The following is a 19,869-nucleotide window of genomic DNA, read 5'->3' on the forward strand; positions in this document are numbered from 1 at the left end:
CGCTCGACGCCGAGCTCGTTGACGCGATAGTCGTGCACCTCGCCGGTCTCCGGACTCGCCGCCTCCGCCCCCGCCGAGGCCGACACGAGCACGTCGTCGGCCGTCACGTCGAGCACGGCACGCAGGTGCAAATGGGCACCGGTGAGCGGGCGTTCACCGACCGCCAGGACCCGGGCGCCCCCTTCGTCCACGATGCGTACGAGTTGTCCCGAGGGGCTCCAGCAGGGCGTGCCGGGGAAAAGATCAAGCCAAGTTCGATCTTCGTCCGCGTGCACCATGCGGGTGGCCCCGGACTCAGGGTCCACGGCCAGGTACAGCTGGCTGCGCTGGTCCCGCGCCTGCACCAGGAGCAGCGGCGCACCTGCCGCTGACCAGTGCACACTCGCCAGGTACGGGTAGCGGGCCCGGTCCCAGGCGACCTCCGTGCGCGTCCCGTCCAGCCCGATCACGAACAACCGTACGTCGGCGTCGGGCGTCCCCGCGGCCGGGTAGCGGACCTGGCGGGGCTCCCGCTCGGGGTGCGCCGGATCGGAGATCCACCACTGCCGCACCGGCGCGTCGTCCGCGCGGGCCACCAGCAGCCGGTCCGACTCCGGTGCCCACCAAAAGCCCCGGTGGCGGTGCATCTCCTCGGCCGCGATGAACTCCGCGAGCCCGTAGGTCACGGACTCGGACTCGGGCTCGGCGAGCGCCCGGTCGCCGTCGCCCTCGGCGCCCACCACGCGCAGGGCGCCGCCGGCGACGTAGGCGACGTGCCGCCCGTCCGGGGCGGGGCGCGGGTCGATCACCGGCCGCGGGACGGGCAGTTCGCGCGCCGTCCCCGCCCGCAGCTCGGCCGTGAACAGCCGTCCTGACAAAGCGAAAGAAGCCAATTCCACGGCGGTGTCGGTGGCGTAGGCAACGATTCCGGCACCGCCCTCGCGGGTGCGTTCACGGCGCGCGCGTTCCTCGGGCGAGAGGTCCTCCAAGGAGCCGCCGAGGAGGGCGCGCGGGTCGGCGGCCACGCGCTCCGTGCCCTCCGTGAGGTCGAGGACCCGCAGTGAACTGGCCCGATCCGTGCCGGAGTCGGAGCGCAGGAACACGACGCGGGAGGCGTCGGGAGCGACGGTGAAGGCGCGCGGCGCGCCGAGCGTGAACCGCTGGGTGCGTGCGTGCTGCCGGGGGAAGGAGACTGGCTCGGTCGTCATACCAAGACCATATTGGCCATGCGCCCCCTTGTGCGGCCGTGCGCCGACCGATGCGCGCGTGCGGATAGTTATGATCGTTAGCGCATAGTGGGTATGAACCTGCTGACCGTTGTGTGGATTTATCTGCCCCCATAGTTCGACCCCCCGACACCCCCCGCGTCCTGGGATCTTTGGAGGTGAGCCGCCGTGGCACTCTCGATTTCGGCGGTGGTGCTGCTGGCGATCATCGTCTTCTTGTTGATCAAGAAGTCAGGGCTGAAGGGAGGTCACGCGGTCGTGTGCGTCCTCCTGGGCTTCTACCTGGCCTCCTCGACAGTCGCCCCCACGATCAGCGAACTCACCAAGAACGTGGCGGGGATGATCGGCAGCCTGAAGTTCTGAGGCGGCGCGGACATCGGGAGCGTGTGGCTCGCCAGCTCGGCTGGACGAGCCACACGACGTCACACTCCGGACGCGTACGGGACGAAGTCCGCCCAGGCGGACGGCCCGAAGGCCAGCCGGGGGCCGCGACCCGTGTACTTCGAGTCGCGGACGTGGACGGTGGTGGGGTCGGCGGCGATCTCCAGGCAGGAGTCGCCCTCACTGCTGCTGCTGTAGCTGCTCTTGAACCAGTCCAGCGCGACTTCTACGCAGGAGTCGCCTTCGTTGCCGTCGCTGTAGCTGCTCTTGAACCACACGAGGTCGGACGCTTCTTCGGTGGCGGCCTTGTAGTTCATGTGTCTCCCAGCAGTTGCTCGATGAAGGCCAGCGACTCCCGTGGCGGGAGGGCCTGCGCCCGCAGGGTGCCATACCGCAACTCAAGGATGCGGAGCTGCCTCAGGTCGGAGGTCGGGCGGCCGTTGAAAGCACCCTCGGAGCGCCCCACCGCCGTGCCGTCCGTGAACTTCAGCAACTCGATCCTGCCGTCCAAGCCGGGGTGCATCTCGCAGTGAGTCGGCATCACCTGCAAGGTGACATGGCGCAACCGCCCTACTTCAAGCAGGCGTTCGAGTTGCTGCCGCCAGACCATTGTGCCCCCGAGTGGGCGTCGCAGTGGCGCCTCTTCCAGTACGAAGCTGAGGGAGGGGGCCGGGTCTCTGTCGAAGACGGACTGTCGCGCCACACGGGCGGCGACCATCCGCTCGACCTCCTCCCGCGAGTACGGAGGCTGACGTGACTCGAACGCTGCCCGAGCGTGCGCTTCGGTCTGCAACAGGCCACTGATGCTGTGGCACACGTACACCCCGATCTCCACCGCCCGCGCCTCCATCTGAGCAAGATCCCGCACCTTCTTCGGGTACCGGACCCTCTTCACGTCCTCCTTCATCGCCGCGATGAGGCCGCCCGCGTTCAGGACCTCGTCCGCCATGTCCAGGTACTCGGGGCGCGGGATCCGTTTCCCCGCCTCGATCTTGTAGACCAGGTCCTCCCCGTACCCGACGGCCACCGCGAACTCACCGGCCCGCAGGCCCGCCGCCTCCCGCCGCAGCTTCAACTGCCGTCCCACGGTGGCCACGACCGCGAGTGCCCAGTCGTCGTCCGGGTCCACCTCCCAGCCTGGCTCGTCCGTCTCCTCCACAGTCACGTCCACCGACATCCGCGCCCCTCCTGGTGCCATCGCCTCACCCGTAGGAACGCCGGCGACATCCTGGACAGCACTGGACAAGCCCTGGACAGTCACTCTACGCAACGGGTCAATCACTCCTCACGGTAAGCCGCAGCGGCCACGCTGAGTGACGTGAATCAGGAAATCACCGCGCCCCGCGACCAACTGGACGCCCCGGTAAGCAACTTCAGCGTGCTGCTGTCCTCCACGCCGCGAGGCGCCCGCCTGGCCCGGCTGCTCGCGGCCGACCAGCTCCGCGAGTGGGGCATCGCCGGTACCGCCTGTGAGGCGGCGCGGCACGTCGTAGCGGAGCTGGCGACGAACGCGGCCACGCACGGCCGCCTGCCCGGCCGCAGCTTCCGCCTCACGCTCTACGTGGTGGGGCGCACGCTCCGCATCGAGGTGACCGACACGCGCGGTGACCGGCTTCCGGTGCTGCCCGAGCCGGAACCCGACGCCGAGTCCGGCCGCGGCCTGCTGCTCGTCGACGCCCTCGCCGACCGCTGGGGCGTCGCCGAGGGCCGCTTTCCGCGCAAGACGGTCTGGGCCGAACTCCGCCTGCCGTGACCAGAACTCGTGCTCTCGCGTTATCGAAGTGACAAGAATTCAGTATTTTAAGAACGAACAAGGAACCGCATGGTCAATTCGTCCCACGAGGCGATGCGCCGCATCTTCCAGGAGTACCCCGGCTTGTTCGCCGGAGTGTCCAAGGTCCTGGGCCTTCCGTTCGTCCAGCCCACGTCCATGGCGGTTCTGCCGACCGATCTCACCGAGATCCAGCCCGTCGAGCGCCGGGTCGACACGCTTTTGCGTTTCGACTCGGCCGACGACGAGTCACTCCTGGTGGCCGTGGAGGCGCAGCGGGGAAGGGCCCGGACAAGCCCGCCAACTGGGCGTACTACCTGTCCTACCTCTACACGAAGTACAAGGTCCCGCCCTTGCTGCTCGTCGTCTGCCAGGATCGGGCCGCGGCCGAGTGGGCCTCCCGGCCGGTGGCCATCGGCCCCCGGGAGTGGCCCGCCCTCACGCTGCATCCCCTGGTGGCCGGGCCGCACGACATGCCCGTGATCACCGACCCGGCTTCACCGCACAAGGCCTGGGCGGCAATCGCCCGGCCGCAGAAACCTGGAGGAACCTGGTGGCCGTGGACCTCTCCTTCTACAAGTCGTACCTCGCCCAGGAAGTCCGTGCGGAGGTCCGCGCGCAAATGCAGGACGAAGTCCGCGCGGAAGTCCAGGACGAAGTCCGTGCGCAGGTCCAGGACGAAGTCCGCGCGGAAAGCCTTGTCCAGAAAGGCGCCGAGGACATCCTGCTCGTCCTGGAGACCCGTGGCCTCGACGTGCCCGGCGCGGTCCGGGAGCGGGTCACCGCCTGTGACGACCCCGAGCTGCTGCGGCGCTGGCTCACCCGTGCCGTGACCGTGCCGGTTGCCGAACAGATCTTCGAGTAGCGGATCTCCGGGAGGCGCGGGGCGGGTCGGCCCCGGACCCGTCCCGCGTCGCGTCCCGTGCCTCGTAGGGTGGAGGCATGACGGAACTCCCCGATCGGCGTCTGCTGCTGGTGCACGCGCATCCCGACGACGAGTCGATCAACAACGGCGCGACCATGGCACGCTACGCCGCCGAGGGCGCGCTGGTGACGCTGGTGACCTGCACGCTGGGGGAGCGGGGTGAGGTCATCCCGGACGGGCTGCGGCACCTGGGCGGGGCCGCGCTCGGTGCGCACCGGCGGCAGGAGCTGACCGCCGCCATGGGAGAACTGGGAGTCACGGACGTCCGGCTGCTCGGCGGCGCCGGACGCTACCAGGACTCAGGGATGATGGGGCTCGCCGACAACGACGACCCGGACTGCTTCTGGCAGGCCGGCGTCGACTCGGCCGCCGAGCACCTCGTCGCCGTGATCCGTGAGGTACGCCCGCAGGTCCTCGTCACCTACGACGAGAACGGCGGCTACGGCCACCCCGACCACATCCAGGCCCACCGCGTCGCCATGCGCGCGCTCGACCTCGCCGCCGACCCCGCCGTACGCCCCGACCTGGGCGCACCCTGGCGGATCGCCAAGGCGTACTGGAACCGGGTGCCGCGTTCTGTCGGCGAGGCAGCCTTCGCACGGCTCGACCAGGAACTGCCCGGGCTGCCCTTCGCCAAGGCCGCCACCCTCGACGACGTCCCCGGCGTCGTCGACGACGAGCGGATCACCGCCCGCATCGAGGGCGGCACCGCCCACGCCGCGGCCAAGGCCGCCGCCATGCGCGCCCACGCCACCCAGATCGAGGTGGCCGAGCCGTACTTCGCGCTTTCCAACCAGCTCGCACAGCCCCTGCTCACGACCGAGTACTACGAGCTGGTGCGCGGCGAGCGGGGCGACGCGGGCGCCGAAGGCGACCCGGGCGGCGTCGAGAGCGACCTGTTCGCGGGGATCGGAGAAGGGGCGGCACGCCGATGAGCACGTCCGGACGCCGGCCCGCGCAGAGCGGCGGCGGTTCCATGCTGGCCCAGCCCCTCAAGCCGCCCTCCGCCGGGCGGGCCGCCGCCTACCTGGGGCTGTTCGTGCTCGGCGCGGTGGTCGCCATCGCCGGGGCGCTGGTGCAGGCCGCCTGGTTCCCCGGCGGGCTGCTGCTCGCCCTCGCCGGCTCGGCGGGACTCTTCCTCGGCGGGGCTCGGGCCATGCGCGGCCGGGGCGGGGCCGTGGCGGGCGCGGCCGGCTGGCTGATCGCCGTCATGCTGCTCACCGCGAGCCGGCCGGAAGGCGACTTCTTCTTCGCCGCCGGTGGCGGCTCCTACCTGTTCCTGCTCGGCGGCATGGCCGTGGCTGTGATCTGCGCCACCTGGGGCGGTGGGAGGCAACCGGACGGCCGCGACGCCCGACTTGGCGAGTGACGTACTGCTTCTTTCCCAAGTCCCCGTGCGGGTCCGGTGTGGGTTTCCCCGGCGGTCCCGGGATAAGGGCCTGAAGTGGCCAGTATGGTGGTGCGCGCCGCCGAGCTTCCCCCAAACGCTCGACTGCGCTCGTGCAGGGGGGACCCCCACGCGAGTGAGGTCGTGACGGGCGGCGGAGCCAACCGGGAGAACCTGCCTTGAGTCGTGAAACTGACACTCCGTCCTCCGGGCCCAACGGGCGCGGTGGAGCCGCCTACCCCTCGGGGACCCCGCCGTACGGTGTGCCGGCGCCCTCCGGCAACGGTGCGGACGCGGGCCGTTCGGGCACGCAGTCGGAGGAACGCAAGACCGAGACCACGCTGACGACCCGGATCCGGATCAACATCCCCGGATCCCGGCCGATTCCGCCGGTGGTCGTACGCAAGACCGTCGCCGAGGGCGGCGAAGCCGAGAAGTCCGGGACCGCCCGGACCGAGGGGTCCCAGGGGACCCGGGGGGTGGACGGGTCGGGCGAGCGGTCGGCCGCCTACGGGGCCTCGCCGGGCGACGGCAGCGACGTGACCGGCTTCTCCGGGAGCAGTGGTGACGGCGGCCTGCGCGGTGACGGCGTCCGCGGTGACGTATGGCCCTCGGACACCGCCCCGGCGCCCTCCGGCGGCGGCAGCGAGGCGTCCGACGCCGAACCCGCGGCCCCGGCCGGGGAGAAGCCGACCAGCGACTGGTTCGCGCCCCGCAAGTCCGGCCCCGCCAAGGGCGGTCAGGGCGTCGGTGGTACCAACGGCGCCGGGATGCCCGGAGGTTCGGACGCGGGCGGCTCCGCGAGCGGCACGGGCCCCGCCGGAGGATCCGGTACGAGCGGGTCCGGTACGGGCGTGAACGGCGCCGAGGGCCCCGGCGGTGCCCGGCCGGGAGCCGGCGGGCGCCCCGGTGGTGTCGTCGGCTCCATGCGGGCGCCCGGGGGGAGCTCCCGCGCCGGTGGCGGCAAGGGCTCCGGGCTGCCCGGTGCCACGGGTGGCCCGGTCGCCCCGGGGCACGGCGGCGGCACCGGTTCCTTCGACGTCACCGAGGCGCTGGCTGCCGGCCCCCTGGCCGGAGGCGCCCGCCCCGGAGGCGCCCCCTCCGGCGGTTCCCGGCCGGGCGGCGAACCGCGCCGGGACGACCTGCCCTTCTTCACCGGCAACGGCCAGAGCGGCCAGAGCGGCCAGAGCGGCGAGAACGGCGAGAACGGCCAGGGCGGACCCCTCGGCCAGGGCGGACCCGGCGTCCCCGGCGTCCCGGGTGGTTTCGACGGTGCGGGTGTCCCCGGCGGCCCGGGCGGCTCGCCCGGCCCCGCCGGACCGACCGGCGGCCCGGTGACCGGGGACGGTCCGCTGCTGCCGGGCGGCGGCGCCCCCGCGCACCGCGCGGGCTCCGGCGGCGTACCCGGCGTACCCGCCGCCGCGCACCCGGGGACCGGTCTGCCCGGCGGCGGCCTGAGCGACGACACCGCGATCCTCACCCCGCAGAAGCCCGCGCCCGAGCCGGGCGCCCAGAGTCACGTCCAGCGGCCGGACAACGTCTCCGGACACACCGTCACCAGCGGCATGCCCGTCGTGTCCCCCGGCGACGGCGACCGCGCGGGCGGCGGCGCCGACTCGCCCTTCCGGACCGGCACGGGCGGCCCGCGGCCGGGGGCGCCCACGCCCCCGAAGTCGCCCGGGAGCGGCGCGCAGAGCGCGGCCCCGGCCGGCAAGCCCGCCAAGGGGACCAAGGCGCCCAAGAAGAAGGGCCGCAGCAAGGTCGCGCTGCTCGGCGGCTTGGTGGTCGTCGTCGCGGGCGTCGCCTACGGCGCCGGACTGCTGATGAACCACTCCGACGTCCCCAAGGGCACCACCGTGCTCGGCGTGGACATCGGCGGCGGCAGCCGCGACGACGCGGTCAAGAAGCTCGACGACGCCTTCGGCAAGAACGAGAAGCAGCCGCTGAAGCTGTCCGTCGACGGCAGGACGGTCGCCCTCAGGCCCGACCAGGCCGGACTCCAGCTCGACACCCAGGCGACGGCGAGCGCGGCGGCGCAGAGCGACTACAACCCCGTCTCCGTCATCGGCTCCCTGTTCGGCAACCACCGGGTGGTCGACCCGCGGATGCCCGTCGACGAGGAGAAGCTCCAGGCCGCGCTGGAGAACGCGGCGGGCGGCGCCGGTTCGGCCACCGACGGCACCATCCGCTTCGAGCCGGGCAAGGCCGTCGCGGTGTACGGCAAGGCGGGCAAGGGCATCGACGCCGGCCGTTCCGTGCAGGCGGTCGAGCAGGCGTACCGCACCCAGGTGGAGACGGGCACGGCCACACCGGTCCGGGTCCCGACCACCACCCGGCAGCCGACGGTCTCCAACGCGGAGGTCGACCGGATGATGAAGCAGTTCGCCGAGCCGGCGATGTCGGCCAAGGTGACGGTGGTCGCGGGCGCGCACCCCCTTCCGATGAGTCCGCAGAAGTCGCTGTGGAAGTTCCTCGGGGTCAAGGCGGTGGACGGCAAGCTCGTCGAGTACTACGACCAGGAGAAGCTCAAGCAGCTCTACGGCGGCGCCTTCGACGGGGTGCTGATCACCCGGGGCAACGGGAAGAAGACGCCCGTCACGGTCCAGGACGTGATCGCCGCACTGCGTCCGGCGCTGGTGAGCAAGACCAACCGGGTCGGCGTCATCGACCTCAACCCGAGCTAGGTGTATTGACCCGGCCGAGGGGCCGCCGGAGCGCGCCCGCGCCCCGGCGGCCCCTCAGCCGTACCACCGCATTGCCCCTCAGCCGCACCGCGCCATCGCCCCTCAGCCGTGTCCCCGCCTCGCCACCGCTCCCGTGCGCCCCTGCCGCCGCTGTCACCCGTCCCGCATGACATCTGTCATCCCCGGGTCAGGACCCCCGACACTGCCGTCCGACCGCGCCCCCCGGCGACCATGGGGACATGACGACGACAGCGGAGACCACCACCGCGACCGCGGTGGTGGCGTTCGACCAGGTGACCAAGAGCTACGGGAACGTACGGGCCGTGGACGGGCTGAGCCTCGCCCTGTACCCGGGGGAGACCGTGGCGCTGCTCGGCCCGAACGGCGCGGGCAAGTCGACCACCCTCGACCTGCTGCTCGGCCTCAAGAACCCCGACAGCGGATCCGTCACCGTCTTCGGGACCGGCCCCCGCGAGGCGATCGTCGCCGGGCACGTGGGCGCCATGCTGCAGAGCGGCGGACTGATGGAGGAGGTCACCGTCGCCGAGCTGGTCAAGCTCGGCTGCGCCCTGCACCCGCGGCCCTGCAAGCTGGACGACGTGCTGGCCCGCGCCGGGATCACGCAGATCGCCGACCGCAAGGTCAACAAGCTCTCGGGCGGCCAGGCCCAGCGTGTCCGTTTCGCGCTGGCCACCGCCGGTGACAGCGACCTGATCGTCCTGGACGAGCCGACCACCGGCATGGACGTCTCCGCCCGCCAGGCCTTCTGGGCCACCATGCGCGAACAGGCCGACCAGGGCCGTACGGTCCTGTTCGCCACCCACTACCTGGAAGAGGCCGACGCCATCGCCGACCGCGTGCTGGTGCTGCACCGGGGCAGGCTGCTGGCCGACGGCACCGCCGCCGAGATCAAGGCCAAGGCGGGCGCCCGGCGGATCGCCTTCGACCTGGAGGGCGCCGTCGACGAGTCCGCCCTGCGCGGCCTGCCCTTCCTGACCTCGTTCGACGTGTCCGGCCAGACCGTCCGCATCCAGTCCTCCGACGCCGACGCGACCGTCCACGCCCTGTACGGGCTCGGTGTCTACCCCCGCAACCTGGAAGTCGCCGGGCTCGGCCTGGAGCAGGCGTTCGTCGCCATCACCGAGGCCGAGGAGGCCAAGCAGTCGTGAACAGTCTGATCAAGCTGGAACTCGCCCGTGCCCTGCGCAACCGCAAGTTCCTGTTCTTCTCCGTGCTCTACCCCTCGATCCTGTTCCTGATCATCGCCGGCCAGGCCGACGGCGCCACGAAGGTCGACGGCACCGGCCTGACCCTGCCGACGTACATGATGGTCTCCATGGCCTCCTTCGGCGCCCTGACCGCCGTGCTCATGGGCAACAGCGAGCGCATCGCCAAGGAGCGCGAGAGCGGCTGGGTGCGGCAGCTGCGGCTGACCACGCTGCCGGGGCGCGGCTACGTCTTCGCGAAGACCGCCAGCGCGGCCGTGGTCAGCCTGCCGTCCATCGTCGTCGTCTTCGTCGTCGCCGCCGTCGTCAAGCAGGTCCGCCTCGACGCCTGGCAGTGGCTCGCCCTGACCGCCGCGATCTGGGCCGGCAGCCTGGTCTTCGCCGCGCTCGGCGTCGCCATCGGCTACCTCGCCAGCGGCGACGCGGTCCGCCCGATCACCATGATCGTCTACTTCGGCCTGTCGCTGCTCGGCGGCCTGTGGATGCCTTCGACCACCTTCCCGCAGTGGCTCCAGGACATCGCGAAGTGGCTGCCCACGCACGCGTACGCTGCTCTGGGGCAGGCCATCGAACAGAGCCAGGCCCCGCACGCCAAGGACATCGCCATCCTGGTCGTCTTCTTCGCCCTGTTCGCGGGCGGCGCGGCCTGGCTGTACCGGAAGGACACGCTGAAGGCGTGAGCGTCATGACGGAAGACCGATCCCAGGCGGCCCGTGAGCAGCGGCTGCTGCGCATGGGCGAGCCGGCCCGCAACCTGGGCGAGGCCTGGCGCAAGCTGGTGTGGATCATGCCCTGGCTGATCTTCCTCAGCTCGCCGGTGCGCGACCTGACCGCAGGCGCGCACACGGCGGCGGGCACCGCGGGCGGCTGGGCCGGCCTGGCCGCCTTCACCGGGACCTACCTGGCGGTGGTCTTCCGCAACATGGGCCGGCCCTTCCCGCAGCCGGTCCTCGTCTGCCTGGTCGCCGTCCTCGGGGTCCTCGCCGTGGTGCTGTGCCTGACCCTCGGCGGCGAATGGGTCGGCCTGTTCGTGTACGTAGCGGTGGTGTGCGGCACGGCCTTCCACCTGCGCGTCGCCTACTGGACGATCCTGCTGACCACCGCGGTGATGCTGGCCGTCGGCCGGCTCGTCGGCGCGCAGGACATGTGGACGATGGTCCTGCTGGTGCTGCTCGTCGGCTTCGCGATGTCCGGCGTACGGCAACTGGTGCACACGACGATCGAACTGCGCCAGGCCCGTGCCACCGTCGCCCAGCTCGCCGCCAACGAGGAACGCCTGCGTCTCGCCCGTGACCTGCACGACCTGCTCGGCCACTCGCTCTCCCTGATCACGCTGAAGAGCGAGCTGGCCGGGCGGATGCTCCCCGGCCACCCGGACAAGGCCGCCCAGCAGGTCGCCGACATCGAGCAGGTCAGCCGGCAGGCCCTGGTCGACGTGCGCGAGGCCGTCACCGGCTACCGGCGGCCCCGCCTGGCCCCGGAACTGGCCGGGGCGCGGGTCGCGTTGACGGCGGCCGGGGTGAGCCCCGACCTGCCCGCCGAGCCCGATCTCACCGGCGTCCCCGAGGAGAGCGAGGCCACGCTCGCCTGGGCGCTGCGCGAGGCCGTCACCAACGTGGTGCGGCACAGCGGCGCCCGGCGCTGCGCGGTCGAGGTCGTCCGCCGCCAGACCCTGGACGGCCCGATGCTCGAACTGTCCGTGGAGGACGACGGCTCGGGCGGTGCGGGAAACGGGCCCGGCAACGGCCTGACCGGCCTTCAGGAGCGTCTGGAGAAGGCGGGCGGCATGCTGGAGGCGGGCCGCTCCGCCCGCGGCTTCCGCCTCGTCGCCCGGGTGCCGGCCGCCGCACCGGGACACGTAGTATCCCCGGCATGAGCAGCACGATCAGGGTTCTCCTCGCCGAGGACCAGTCGATGGTCCGCGAGGCACTGGCCGCCCTGCTCGGCCTGGAGGACGACATCGAGGTCGTCGCCCAGGTGGCGCGCGGGGACGAGGTCGTGGCCGCCGCGCACGCCCACGGCATCGACGTGGCGCTGCTCGACATCGAGATGCCCGGCTGCACCGGCATCGAGGCGGCGGCCCGGCTCCACAAGGAACTGCCCGGGGTCAGACTGGTCGTCCTCACCACCTTCGGCCGCCCCGGCTACCTGCGCAGCGCCATGGAGGCGGGCGCCGACGCCTTCCTCGTCAAGGACGCCCCGGCCGCCCAGCTCGCCGAGGCCGTGCGCAAGGTGCTGGCCGGGGAGCGGGTCATCGACCCCACGCTCGCCGCCGCGGCCCTCGCGGAGGGCGCCAACCCGCTGACCGACCGCGAACGCGAGGTCCTGCGCGCCGCCGCCGACGGCTCCACCAACGCCGAACTGGCCGCCGCCCTCCACCTCTCCCAGGGCACGGTCCGCAACTACCTCTCCACAGCCATCCAGAAACTGGCGGTGCGGAACAGAGCGGAGGCGGTACGCATGGCGAGGGAGAAGGGCTGGCTGTAACGGGGCAGGTCAGCCCGCCCAGGGGCGCACGGGCCGTGCCGGTGTGCGGCTCCGCCGCGTGGGCGCGACGAGCCACGGCAGTCCCGCACCCGCCCACCGGTCATCCCCGCCCGGCGCCCAGGCGCCCCGTCGGACAGCTCAGTTCAGCCGGGCCCGCGCGGCATGCGCCTCCCCGCGCACCCGCCGGGCGGCATCCTCGTCCACCGCGCCCACGACATCCGCGTAGGCCTCCAGCGCCTCGGCCCCGCCGACGAAGTCCCCCCGCTCCACCAGCAGCCGCGCCCGCTCGTACCGCAGCCGTGCCGGGTGCGAGGGCAGCCGCAGGGACAGCTCGACCGCCCACATCGCCACGTCCGACCGCTCGGGGCGTGCGGCGGCCCACGCGCGGATGTTGTTCAGGAGCCGCAGGACGACGTCCAGCGGCTCCGCGGGCACCAGCATCGACTGTTCCAGCGGCGCCCCCGTCGCCCCGGCGACCAGCAGCTCCGCGTCCGCCCCGGTCAGCACCCGGCCCCCGTCGAACGGGTCGGCGAGCACCTGGTCCCCGGCCGTGCCGAGGCCGATCACGAAATGCCCGGGCAGCGCCACCCCGTACACCGGCGCCCCCGCCCGCCGCGCGACCTCCATCCACACCACCGACAGCAGGATCGGCAGCCCGCGCCGCCGCCGCAGCACCGTGTGCAGCAAGGAGGAGTCCAGCCGCTCGTAGTCCGCGGCCGAGCCGCGGAACCCGTGCCGGTCGCCGAGCAGGTCGCGCAGGGCCCGTGCCCACGCGAGGGGCCCGCCGGGCCGGTAGGGCAGCTGCCCCGCGAGGCGGTCCAGTTCCAGTTGCGCCGCGTCAAGACCGGCCTCGTCCAGCGTGCCGTCGCCCGCCGCGCCCACCAGCAGGCACAGCGCCGCCACGTCGGGCCGCTGAGCGCGCGCCTCCTCGGCGAAGCGGCGGCGCAGCTCGGCGGACCGGTCGGGCGGTGGGGGACTGGGATGGCGCATCGCGGGCTCGTGTCCTTTCACGAGACGCCGGGCGCGGCCGCCCCCGCCGCCGGGTCCGGCTCGCGGTAGTGGTGGTACGTGTGGTGCGCGGCGAAGCCCAGGGAGGCGTAGAGCGCCCGCGCCGCGGTGTTGTCCGTCTCCACCTGGAGCCAGGCGGCCGACGCCCCCTCGTCCAGGGCCTGCCGGGCGAGCGCGGCCAGGACGGCACGGGCCAGACCCTGCCGCCGCCGCGCCGGGTCCACCTCGACCGCGGCGAAGGAGGCCCACCGCCCGTCCACGACGCACCGCCCGATCGCGGCCGGCGCGTCCTCGGCCGCCGTGCTCGGGACCGACGCGAACCACACCGAGGGCCCGGTGCCCAGGACCTTCAGGGCCACCTCGCTCACCCCCTTGCGCTGGTAGCGCGCGAGCCACGCCTGGTCGGCCGTGCGGGACAGCACCACCCCGGACGGTTCCGCCAGGTCCCCGGCCGCCCGGTCGGCGACCGGCGCGAGCGCCCCGGTCCACAGTTCGGCGGTGACCTCGCGGAGCCAGCCGCGCCGCTCCAGCTCCGCGCACAGCGACTCCTGCGTGCCCTCGGCGCCGGTGGCGGTCTGGACGTAGGCGGGCAGGCCGCGCTCCTGGTACCAGCGTCGTACGGCGGCCAGTGCCGCGTCGAGCGGGAGGCCGGGGTCGCCGAGCGGCAGGGCGGAGTTGGCCCGGCGGGTGAAGCCGGAGGCCGCCCGCAGCTCCCAGTCGCCGAGCCGCTCGCTCTCCACCGGCTGCCAGGCGCGCGCGGCGACACGCGCGAGTTCGGGGTACGTGGCCGCGGGGCCCCTGCGACGGGCCGGCGCGGCCGGGACGACCTTTCCGGCCACCAGCGTGGATTCCGCGATCCGGACGGTTTCGCCGTCCTTGCGTGTGATCAGGAGCACACCATTGTCCCATGATGTGAGAACACCGACCGTGTCAGTGAACTTCTCACCCGTTCCCCGAGGTTCGCTCAAGCGCCGTACGGAGACCCGTTTGCCCACGTCAGCAGTGGTGATGCGGACCTCGAGCCGTCCCGCCGCCCAGATTTCCACAGGTCAGTTCACCCCTCCTGTATGGATCATGCCCCGGAACGGAGATACTAGGTGGCGGGCATCGACGACGCCGCGCTCCCGCGCGCCAGGCGGCGGAGCCTGTGGAGGCCCGCCAGCGCCCTATCGAGGAGGAACGACAGCGTGACCTACGTCATCGCGCAGCCTTGTGTCGACGTCAAGGACAAGGCGTGCATCGAGGAGTGCCCGGTCGACTGCATCTACGAGGGCCAGCGGTCCTTGTACATCCACCCGGACGAATGCGTCGACTGTGGTGCCTGTGAGCCGGTCTGCCCGGTCGAGGCGATCTTCTACGAGGACGACACTCCCGAGGAGTGGAAGGACTACTACAAGGCCAACGTCGAGTTCTTCGACGAGCTCGGCTCTCCCGGTGGCGCCAGCAAGCTGGGCCTGATCGAGCGTGACCACCCGGTCATCAGCGCGCTGCCGCCGCAGGGCGAGTAACCGTCCGGCGGCCACGAGCCTCCCCCGAGTTCCCGGCTTCGCCCGGACAGGGGGACCCCGTCGCCTCGGTCCCGTACGGCCTGACCGCCCCGCGCGCGTCGGCGGCCGTGCGGGACCGAGGCGTTTTCCGTACGAGAAAGTGAGCCTGATCCCCGTGTCCGCAGTCTCCGACCTGCTCCCCGCCTTCCCCTGGGACAAGCTGGAGCCGTACAAGAAGACGGCCGCAGCCCACCCGGACGGCATCGTCGACCTGTCGGTCGGCACCCCGGTCGACCCGGTCCCCGAGCTGATCCAGAAGGCGCTGATCGCGGCGGCCGACTCGCCGGGCTACCCGACGGTCTGGGGCACGCCCGAGCTGCGCGACGCCATCACCGGCTGGGTCGAGCGCCGCCTCGGCGCGCGCGGGGTCACCCACCGCCACGTCCTGCCGATCGTCGGCTCCAAGGAACTGGTCGCCTGGCTCCCCACCCAGCTGGGCCTGGGCCCCGGCGACACGGTCGCCTTCCCGCGCCTGGCCTACCCGACGTACGAGGTGGGCGCCCGGCTGGCCCGCGCGGAGTACGTGGCCTACGACGACCCGACCGAGCTGGACCCGGCGCACCTGAAGCTGCTGTGGCTGAACTCGCCGTCCAACCCGACGGGCAGGGTCCTGGGCAAGGAGGAGCTGACCCGGATCGTCGCCTGGGCCCGCGAGCACGGCGTCCTGGTCGTCTCCGACGAGTGCTACCTGGAACTGGGCTGGGAGGCCGACCCGGTCTCCGTCCTGCACCCCGAGGTGAACGGCGGCTCGTACGACGGCCTCGTCGCCGTCCACTCGCTCTCCAAGCGCTCCAACCTGGCCGGCTACCGCGCCGCGTTCCTCGCGGGCGATCCGGCGGTCCTCGGCCCGCTCCTGGAGATCCGCAAGCACGGCGGCATGATGACCTCGGCGCCGACCCAGGCGGCGGTCGTGGCGGCCCTGGGCGACGACACCCACGTCCGCGAGCAGCGCGAGCGCTACGCCGCCCGCCGCACCGCCCTGCGCGCGGCCCTGCTCGCCCACGGCTTCCGCGTCGAGCACAGCGAGGCCAGCCTCTACCTGTGGGCGACCCGCGACGAGTCCTGCTGGGACACGGTGGCCCACCTGGCCCGCCTCGGCATCCTGGTCGCCCCCGGCGACTTCTACGGCCCGGCCGGTGACCGGTTCGTCCGCGTGGCCCTCACGGCGACGGACGAGCGGATCGCGGCGGCCGTGGCCCGCCTCTGACCGGCCGCCCGCACACGCGCCGACTGGGGCCGGGGAATCTCCCCCGGCCCCCGTCGCGTGCGTACGAGGGGCGGTCAGCCGCCCAGCGGCAGGCCCTGCACCGGCAGGCCCGGGGTGGGCAGGCCCTGCGTGGGCAGCCCGCCCTTGGTCGCGCTCTTCGCGGTGTCACCGAGGAGACCGGCCGCGGACCCGGCCGCGTCGCCCGCCGTCTTCTGCGCCACCGGGGTCGCCTTCTTCACGAGGCTGCCGCCGGTCTTGCCCGCGGCCGGCACCGCCTGCTTGACGGCCTTGCCGCCGGTGTCGCCCGCGACCCCGGTGACGTGCTGCGCCGCACCGTCCACGGTGTTGCCGACGCTCGCCCCGTCCAGGGCGGTCAGGCCGCCGAGGTTCGGGGTGGCCGGCAGCTGGGGCGCAGCACCGGCGGAGCCGGCCGCACCGACCCCGGCTGCCGCCCCGGCGGCGACGAGCAGCGCGGCACGGGCGATCCGGCGGGTCAGGGGGAGGGACATGTTGCTCCTTCGACGGGAGAGAACCTTGAAGTGTTCGACCGGGCCCGGTAGTTCACCGAGGGCCGTGGGGCCGCCGGCGGGCCGGGCTCGGACGCAGTGACTACCGCTCGAAGCGCGCGAAGGTTGCGGCGGGGCAACGTAAAGAGTTCGCAATGCGTCGCATTATCTGCTGTGGATAAAAACGGGCAAAGGGAAACGGGCCGGAAAGGCTGCTGAATCCTTACAGCAGCGCCCTTCCACGGGATTCGGCGGATCGGCGGCCGGCAGCGCGCACACCCGTGCACACCACTGCCCCGGCCCGGCCCGCGCCACCCCCGAGGGTGACGACCCGAACGGGGGTCCAGTGGAGGAAGCTAGCTGGCCGTCGTGATGCGGACCGTGCCGGAGCCCAGGGAGGTCCCGTCGGCGTTCTTCCCGTCCGTCGCCCGCCACTCGCCCTCGATGACCCCCGCGGTCCACTCCCGGCCGGCGTACGACACCCGCTCGATGTGCAGCGCCGAGGCGTTGGCCACCGCCCAGTGCGCCAGCTGCCAGCCGCGCTGCGCCAGGGTGAGCCCGCCGCCGCCGGAACCGGTGCCGGCCCGCACCGGCAGCGTCACCGTCCGGCCGTCCGCGCCCGCCGCGCCGCCCGGCGCCGTGGGCTCGGGCGACGCACCGCGGCGACCGCCCACCTCCGCGCCGGCCTCCTGCACCATGTCCCGCCCGAAGTCCCGCACCAGCGCCGCCCGCACCGCCGCCGGACCCGTCGCGGGGCTGATGCCCGGCCGGCCCTGGCAGGTCAGCGTGGCCGCGGCCCGCCCGGTGAGGGCGGCGGAGAGCAGCGTGGCGTCCTGCTCGTGCTGGGCGTACGCCTCCGGGAAACCGCTGCGCTGCACCCGCTGCGCGGCCACCGTCAGCGGCAGCCGGGTGTAGTCGTGCACCTTGGTCAGGTGCTCGTAGAACATGCCCGCGGCGTACGCCGGGTCCATGATCTCCCTCGACGTCCCCCAGCCCTGCGAGGGCCGCTGCTGGAACAGTCCCCGGGAGTCCCGGTCGCCGTGGTCGATGTTGCGCAGTCCCGACTCCTGGAGGGCGGTCGCCAGCGCGATCGTCACCGCCCGCTCGGGCATGCCGCGCCCCGTGCCGACCGCCGCGATCGTCGCCGCGTTGACCGCCTGCTCCGGCGTGAACTCGTACGACCCGCCGCCCTTGCCCGAGGACACGACCTCGCAGCCGGGACCCGTCCCGCCCGTCAGGTACTGCACCGTGAGGTAACCCGCGACCGCGAGCAGGACGACAAGGGCCGCCCCGATCCTGAGGAGGCGGCCACGACGCTTCGGAGTGGGGGACGGCTCTGGCACGCGTACAAGGTACTGGAGACGGACCGGGCAACCGTCGCCGGTGAGCAGAAATCGCCCCGGCGCGTGGCAGGTCAGGGCAGTTCGCGCGGCAGGCCGGGGGCGTTAGGGTCGGCGGTATGGCCGATACCCCGCTTGACCTCACGCTGGACGCCGCGCGGCTGACCGCGCAGCTCGTCGACTTCCCCTCGGAGAGCGGCACGGAGAAGCCGCTCGCCGACGCGATCGAGGCCGCGCTGCGCGCCCTGCCGCACCTGAGGGTCGACCGGCACGGCAACAACGTCGTCGCCCGCACTCACCTCGGGCACGACCAGCGCGTGATCCTGGCCGGCCACATCGACACGGTCCCCATCGCAGGCAACGTGCCGTCCCGGCTGGAGGAGGACGGCGTCCTGTGGGGCTGCGGCACCTGCGACATGAAGTCCGGCGTGGCCGTGCAGCTGCGCATCGCCGCCACCGTCCCGGCACCCAACCGCGACCTGACCTTCGTCTTCTACGACAACGAGGAGGTCGCCGCCGAGCTGAACGGCCTGCGGCACGTCGCCGAGGCCCACCCGGACTGGCTCGCGGGCGACTTCGCCGTCCTCCTGGAACCCTCCGACGGCCAGGTCGAGGGCGGCTGCCAGGGCACCCTGCGCGTCCTGCTGAAGACCAAGGGGGAGCGGGCGCACTCCGCGCGCGGCTGGATGGGCGCCAACGCCATCCACGCCGCCGCGCCCGTCCTGGCCAGGCTGGCCGAGTACCAGCCGCGCCACCCGGTCATCGACGGCCTGGAGTACCGCGAGGGCCTCAACGCGGTCGGTATCTCGGGCGGCGTGGCGGGCAACGTCATCCCCGACGAGTGCGTCGTCACCGTCAACTTCCGCTACGCCCCCGACCGCAGCGAGGAGGAGGCGATCGCCCATGTCCGCGAGGTCTTCGCGGACTGCGGCGTCGAGGAGTTCGTCGTCGACGACCACAGCGGCGGCGCGCTGCCCGGCCTCGACCACCCGGCCGCCGCGGCCTTCATCGAGGCGGTCGGCGGCACACCGCTGCCCAAGTACGGCTGGACGGACGTCTCCCGCTTCTCCGCGCTCGGCGTGCCGGCCGTCAACTACGGCCCCGGCAACCCCCACTTGGCGCACAAGCGGGACGAGCGGGTGGAGACGGCGAAGATCCTCCTGGGCGAGGAGCGGCTGCGGGCCTGGCTGACGAGCTGACCCGCGGTCACGAACCCGGCCGGCCCAGGTCCTGTCGTCGAATGCGCGTCGTCCGCCCGGAGGGCGGGCCCCGCGGCGTCCGGTGCGGCGAGAGTGCGTGCACGGCGTCGCGCGGCCGACGGGAATCCGGCGAGAGGTCCTGAGGTCCCCCGTCCGTGGCCCGCGGAGACCTACGCTGAGGTGGAACGACCGCACGTGGAGGGAGCGCACATGCCGACAGGCAACCCGGAGGGCAAGAAGCGGCCACCGGAGGAGCAGCGCCTGGGACCCGTGCTCCGGCGCCGGAGCCAGGTCCAGGCCAGCACCACGGACCAGCGGCTGCTGGACGAGCGCGCCCCCACCGACTGGGTGCACACCGACCCGTGGCGGGTGCTGCGCATCCAGTCGGAGTTCATCGAGGGCTTCGGCACACTGGCCGAACTCCCGCCCGCGATCAGCGTGTTCGGCTCGGCGCGCACCCCGGTGGACTCGCCGGAGTACGAGGCCGGGGTGCGGCTGGGGCGGGGACTGGTCGACGCGGGCTTCGCCGTGATCACGGGCGGCGGTCCGGGCGCGATGGAGGCGGCGAACAAGGGCGCCTGCGACGCGGGCGGCATCTCGGTCGGCCTGGGCATCGAGCTGCCCTTCGAGCAGGGTCTGAACCCCTACGTCGACATCGGCCTGAACTTCCGCTACTTCTTCGTCCGCAAGATGATGTTCGTGAAGTACGCGCAGGGCTTCGTGGTCCTGCCCGGCGGCCTCGGCACCCTCGACGAACTCTTCGAGGCGCTCACCCTGGTCCAGACCCAGAAGGTCACCCGCTTCCCGATCGTCCTCTTCGGCAGCGCGTACTGGGGCGGCCTGGTCGACTGGCTGACCCACACCCTCATCGCCCAGGGCAAGGCGGCCGAGGCCGACCTGACCCTGTTCCACGTCACGGACGACGTGGAGGAGGCGGTGGCCCTGATGTCGAAGGAAGCGGGCAAGTAGAGCGTCCCGGCGGGGGTCGCGGGTCCG

General features: G+C 72.9%; 20 protein-coding genes and 1 pseudogene. 14 read left to right on the forward strand and 7 right to left on the reverse strand.

Translation table 11 applies throughout. The features are described from left to right. Window positions 1–1,187: DPP IV N-terminal domain-containing protein (locus tag ACFC02_RS30505; protein ID WP_376364214.1), on the reverse strand; the 1,187-nt coding region annotated here is incomplete at its 3' end. Window positions 1,188–1,373: 186 nt separating this feature from the next. Here ACFC02_RS30505 and ACFC02_RS30510 point away from each other — a divergent pair. Next, window positions 1,374–1,568 carry a membrane protein gene (locus tag ACFC02_RS30510; protein WP_037852162.1) on the forward strand — a complete coding sequence of 65 codons (195 nt, stop codon included), beginning with the start codon at window positions 1,374–1,376 and terminating at the stop codon, window positions 1,566–1,568. 59 nt (window positions 1,569–1,627) lie between these two features. Here the strand turns inward: ACFC02_RS30510 and ACFC02_RS30515 are convergent, their stop codons facing one another. Both ACFC02_RS30515 and ACFC02_RS30520 read right to left on the reverse strand, forming a co-directional pair. Then, on the reverse strand, window positions 1,628–1,903 hold the full coding sequence (locus tag ACFC02_RS30515) for a DUF397 domain-containing protein (RefSeq protein WP_376364217.1): 276 nt from the start codon (window positions 1,901–1,903) through the stop codon (window positions 1,628–1,630). After that, window positions 1,900–2,763 (reverse strand): helix-turn-helix domain-containing protein, encoded by an 864-nt coding sequence (locus tag ACFC02_RS30520; protein ID WP_376364220.1) that lies wholly within the window; start codon window positions 2,761–2,763, stop codon window positions 1,900–1,902. Before ACFC02_RS30520 ends, ACFC02_RS30515 begins: the two co-directional genes overlap by 4 nt. Before the next feature lie 141 nt (window positions 2,764–2,904). Here ACFC02_RS30520 and ACFC02_RS30525 point away from each other — a divergent pair, with 141 nt between their 5' ends. The 9 genes and pseudogenes from ACFC02_RS30525 (at window position 2,905) to ACFC02_RS30565 (ending at window position 12,066) form a co-directional block, all read left to right on the forward strand. Continuing rightward, window positions 2,905–3,339 carry an ATP-binding protein gene (locus ACFC02_RS30525; protein WP_376364223.1) on the forward strand — a complete coding sequence of 145 codons (435 nt, stop codon included), beginning with the start codon at window positions 2,905–2,907 and terminating at the stop codon, window positions 3,337–3,339. Between the two features lie 69 nt (window positions 3,340–3,408). After that, window positions 3,409–4,222, forward strand: a pseudogene (locus tag ACFC02_RS30530) (hypothetical protein). A 77-nt stretch (window positions 4,223–4,299) separates the two neighbouring features. After that, window positions 4,300–5,217: an N-acetyl-1-D-myo-inositol-2-amino-2-deoxy-alpha-D-glucopyranoside deacetylase gene (gene mshB / locus ACFC02_RS30535; protein ID WP_376364225.1), complete on the forward strand. Its 918-nt coding sequence runs from the start codon at window positions 4,300–4,302 to the stop codon at window positions 5,215–5,217. Then, window positions 5,214–5,651, forward strand: a complete 438-nt coding sequence (locus ACFC02_RS30540) for a DUF6113 family protein (RefSeq protein ID WP_376364228.1) — start codon at window positions 5,214–5,216, stop codon at window positions 5,649–5,651. Before mshB ends, ACFC02_RS30540 begins: the two co-directional genes overlap by 4 nt. Before the next feature lie 197 nt (window positions 5,652–5,848). Further along, window positions 5,849–8,353 (forward strand): hypothetical protein, encoded by a 2,505-nt coding sequence (locus tag ACFC02_RS30545; protein ID WP_376364231.1) that lies wholly within the window; start codon window positions 5,849–5,851, stop codon window positions 8,351–8,353. Window positions 8,354–8,592: 239 nt separating this feature from the next. Then, a complete protein-coding gene (locus tag ACFC02_RS30550) occupies window positions 8,593–9,522 on the forward strand; it encodes an ABC transporter ATP-binding protein (RefSeq protein ID WP_376364234.1) in 930 nt (309 codons plus the stop codon). Further along, window positions 9,519–10,259: an ABC transporter permease gene (locus tag ACFC02_RS30555; RefSeq protein ID WP_360979043.1), complete on the forward strand. Its 741-nt coding sequence runs from the start codon at window positions 9,519–9,521 to the stop codon at window positions 10,257–10,259. Before ACFC02_RS30550 ends, ACFC02_RS30555 begins: the two co-directional genes overlap by 4 nt. A gap of 5 nt (window positions 10,260–10,264) precedes the next feature. Then, complete coding sequence (locus tag ACFC02_RS30560; RefSeq protein WP_376364236.1) at window positions 10,265–11,455, forward strand: sensor histidine kinase; 1,191 nt, start codon at window positions 10,265–10,267, stop codon at window positions 11,453–11,455. Further along, a complete protein-coding gene (locus tag ACFC02_RS30565) occupies window positions 11,452–12,066 on the forward strand; it encodes a response regulator transcription factor (RefSeq protein WP_376364239.1) in 615 nt (204 codons plus the stop codon). Before ACFC02_RS30560 ends, ACFC02_RS30565 begins: the two co-directional genes overlap by 4 nt. A 138-nt stretch (window positions 12,067–12,204) precedes the next feature. Here ACFC02_RS30565 and ACFC02_RS30570 read toward each other — a convergent pair whose 3' ends face one another. Together ACFC02_RS30570 and ACFC02_RS30575 are read right to left on the reverse strand one after the other, a co-directional pair. Beyond that, entirely contained in the window at window positions 12,205–13,056 is an 852-nt protein-coding gene (locus ACFC02_RS30570; protein WP_376364242.1) for a tetratricopeptide repeat protein, read from the reverse strand. A 17-nt stretch (window positions 13,057–13,073) separates the two neighbouring features. Further along, entirely contained in the window at window positions 13,074–14,120 is a 1,047-nt protein-coding gene (locus ACFC02_RS30575; RefSeq protein ID WP_376364245.1) for a GNAT family N-acetyltransferase, read from the reverse strand. A 141-nt stretch (window positions 14,121–14,261) separates the two neighbouring features. Here ACFC02_RS30575 and fdxA point away from each other — a divergent pair, with 141 nt between their 5' ends. Continuing rightward, a complete protein-coding gene (gene fdxA, locus ACFC02_RS30580) occupies window positions 14,262–14,582 on the forward strand; it encodes a ferredoxin (protein WP_360979057.1) in 321 nt (106 codons plus the stop codon). A 154-nt stretch (window positions 14,583–14,736) separates the two neighbouring features. Then, the gene (locus ACFC02_RS30585) at window positions 14,737–15,828 is read left to right on the forward strand and encodes a bifunctional succinyldiaminopimelate transaminase/glutamate-prephenate aminotransferase (RefSeq protein WP_376364249.1); all 1,092 of its coding nucleotides are present in this window, start codon (window positions 14,737–14,739) and stop codon (window positions 15,826–15,828) included. A 74-nt stretch (window positions 15,829–15,902) separates the two neighbouring features. Here the strand turns inward: ACFC02_RS30585 and ACFC02_RS30590 are convergent, their stop codons facing one another. After that, window positions 15,903–16,337: an ATP-binding protein gene (locus ACFC02_RS30590; protein WP_360979063.1), complete on the reverse strand. Its 435-nt coding sequence runs from the start codon at window positions 16,335–16,337 to the stop codon at window positions 15,903–15,905. 353 nt (window positions 16,338–16,690) lie between these two features. Next, window positions 16,691–17,677 (reverse strand): heavy metal transporter, encoded by a 987-nt coding sequence (locus ACFC02_RS30595; RefSeq protein WP_376364253.1) that lies wholly within the window; start codon window positions 17,675–17,677, stop codon window positions 16,691–16,693. Between the two features lie 116 nt (window positions 17,678–17,793). On the opposite strand from ACFC02_RS30595, the gene dapE reads away from it, so the two are divergent. Both dapE and ACFC02_RS30605 read left to right on the forward strand, forming a co-directional pair. Next, window positions 17,794–18,873, forward strand: a complete 1,080-nt coding sequence (gene dapE / locus ACFC02_RS30600; protein ID WP_376364256.1) for a succinyl-diaminopimelate desuccinylase — start codon at window positions 17,794–17,796, stop codon at window positions 18,871–18,873. Window positions 18,874–19,083: 210 nt separating this feature from the next. Next, the gene (locus ACFC02_RS30605) at window positions 19,084–19,842 is read left to right on the forward strand and encodes a TIGR00730 family Rossman fold protein (RefSeq protein WP_360979071.1); all 759 of its coding nucleotides are present in this window, start codon (window positions 19,084–19,086) and stop codon (window positions 19,840–19,842) included. Window positions 19,843–19,869 lie beyond the last annotated feature (27 nt).

Origin of the sequence: Streptomyces sp. NPDC056160, assembly GCF_042268205.1 — a bacterium.
Classification (GTDB): domain Bacteria; phylum Actinomycetota; class Actinomycetes; order Streptomycetales; family Streptomycetaceae; genus Streptomyces.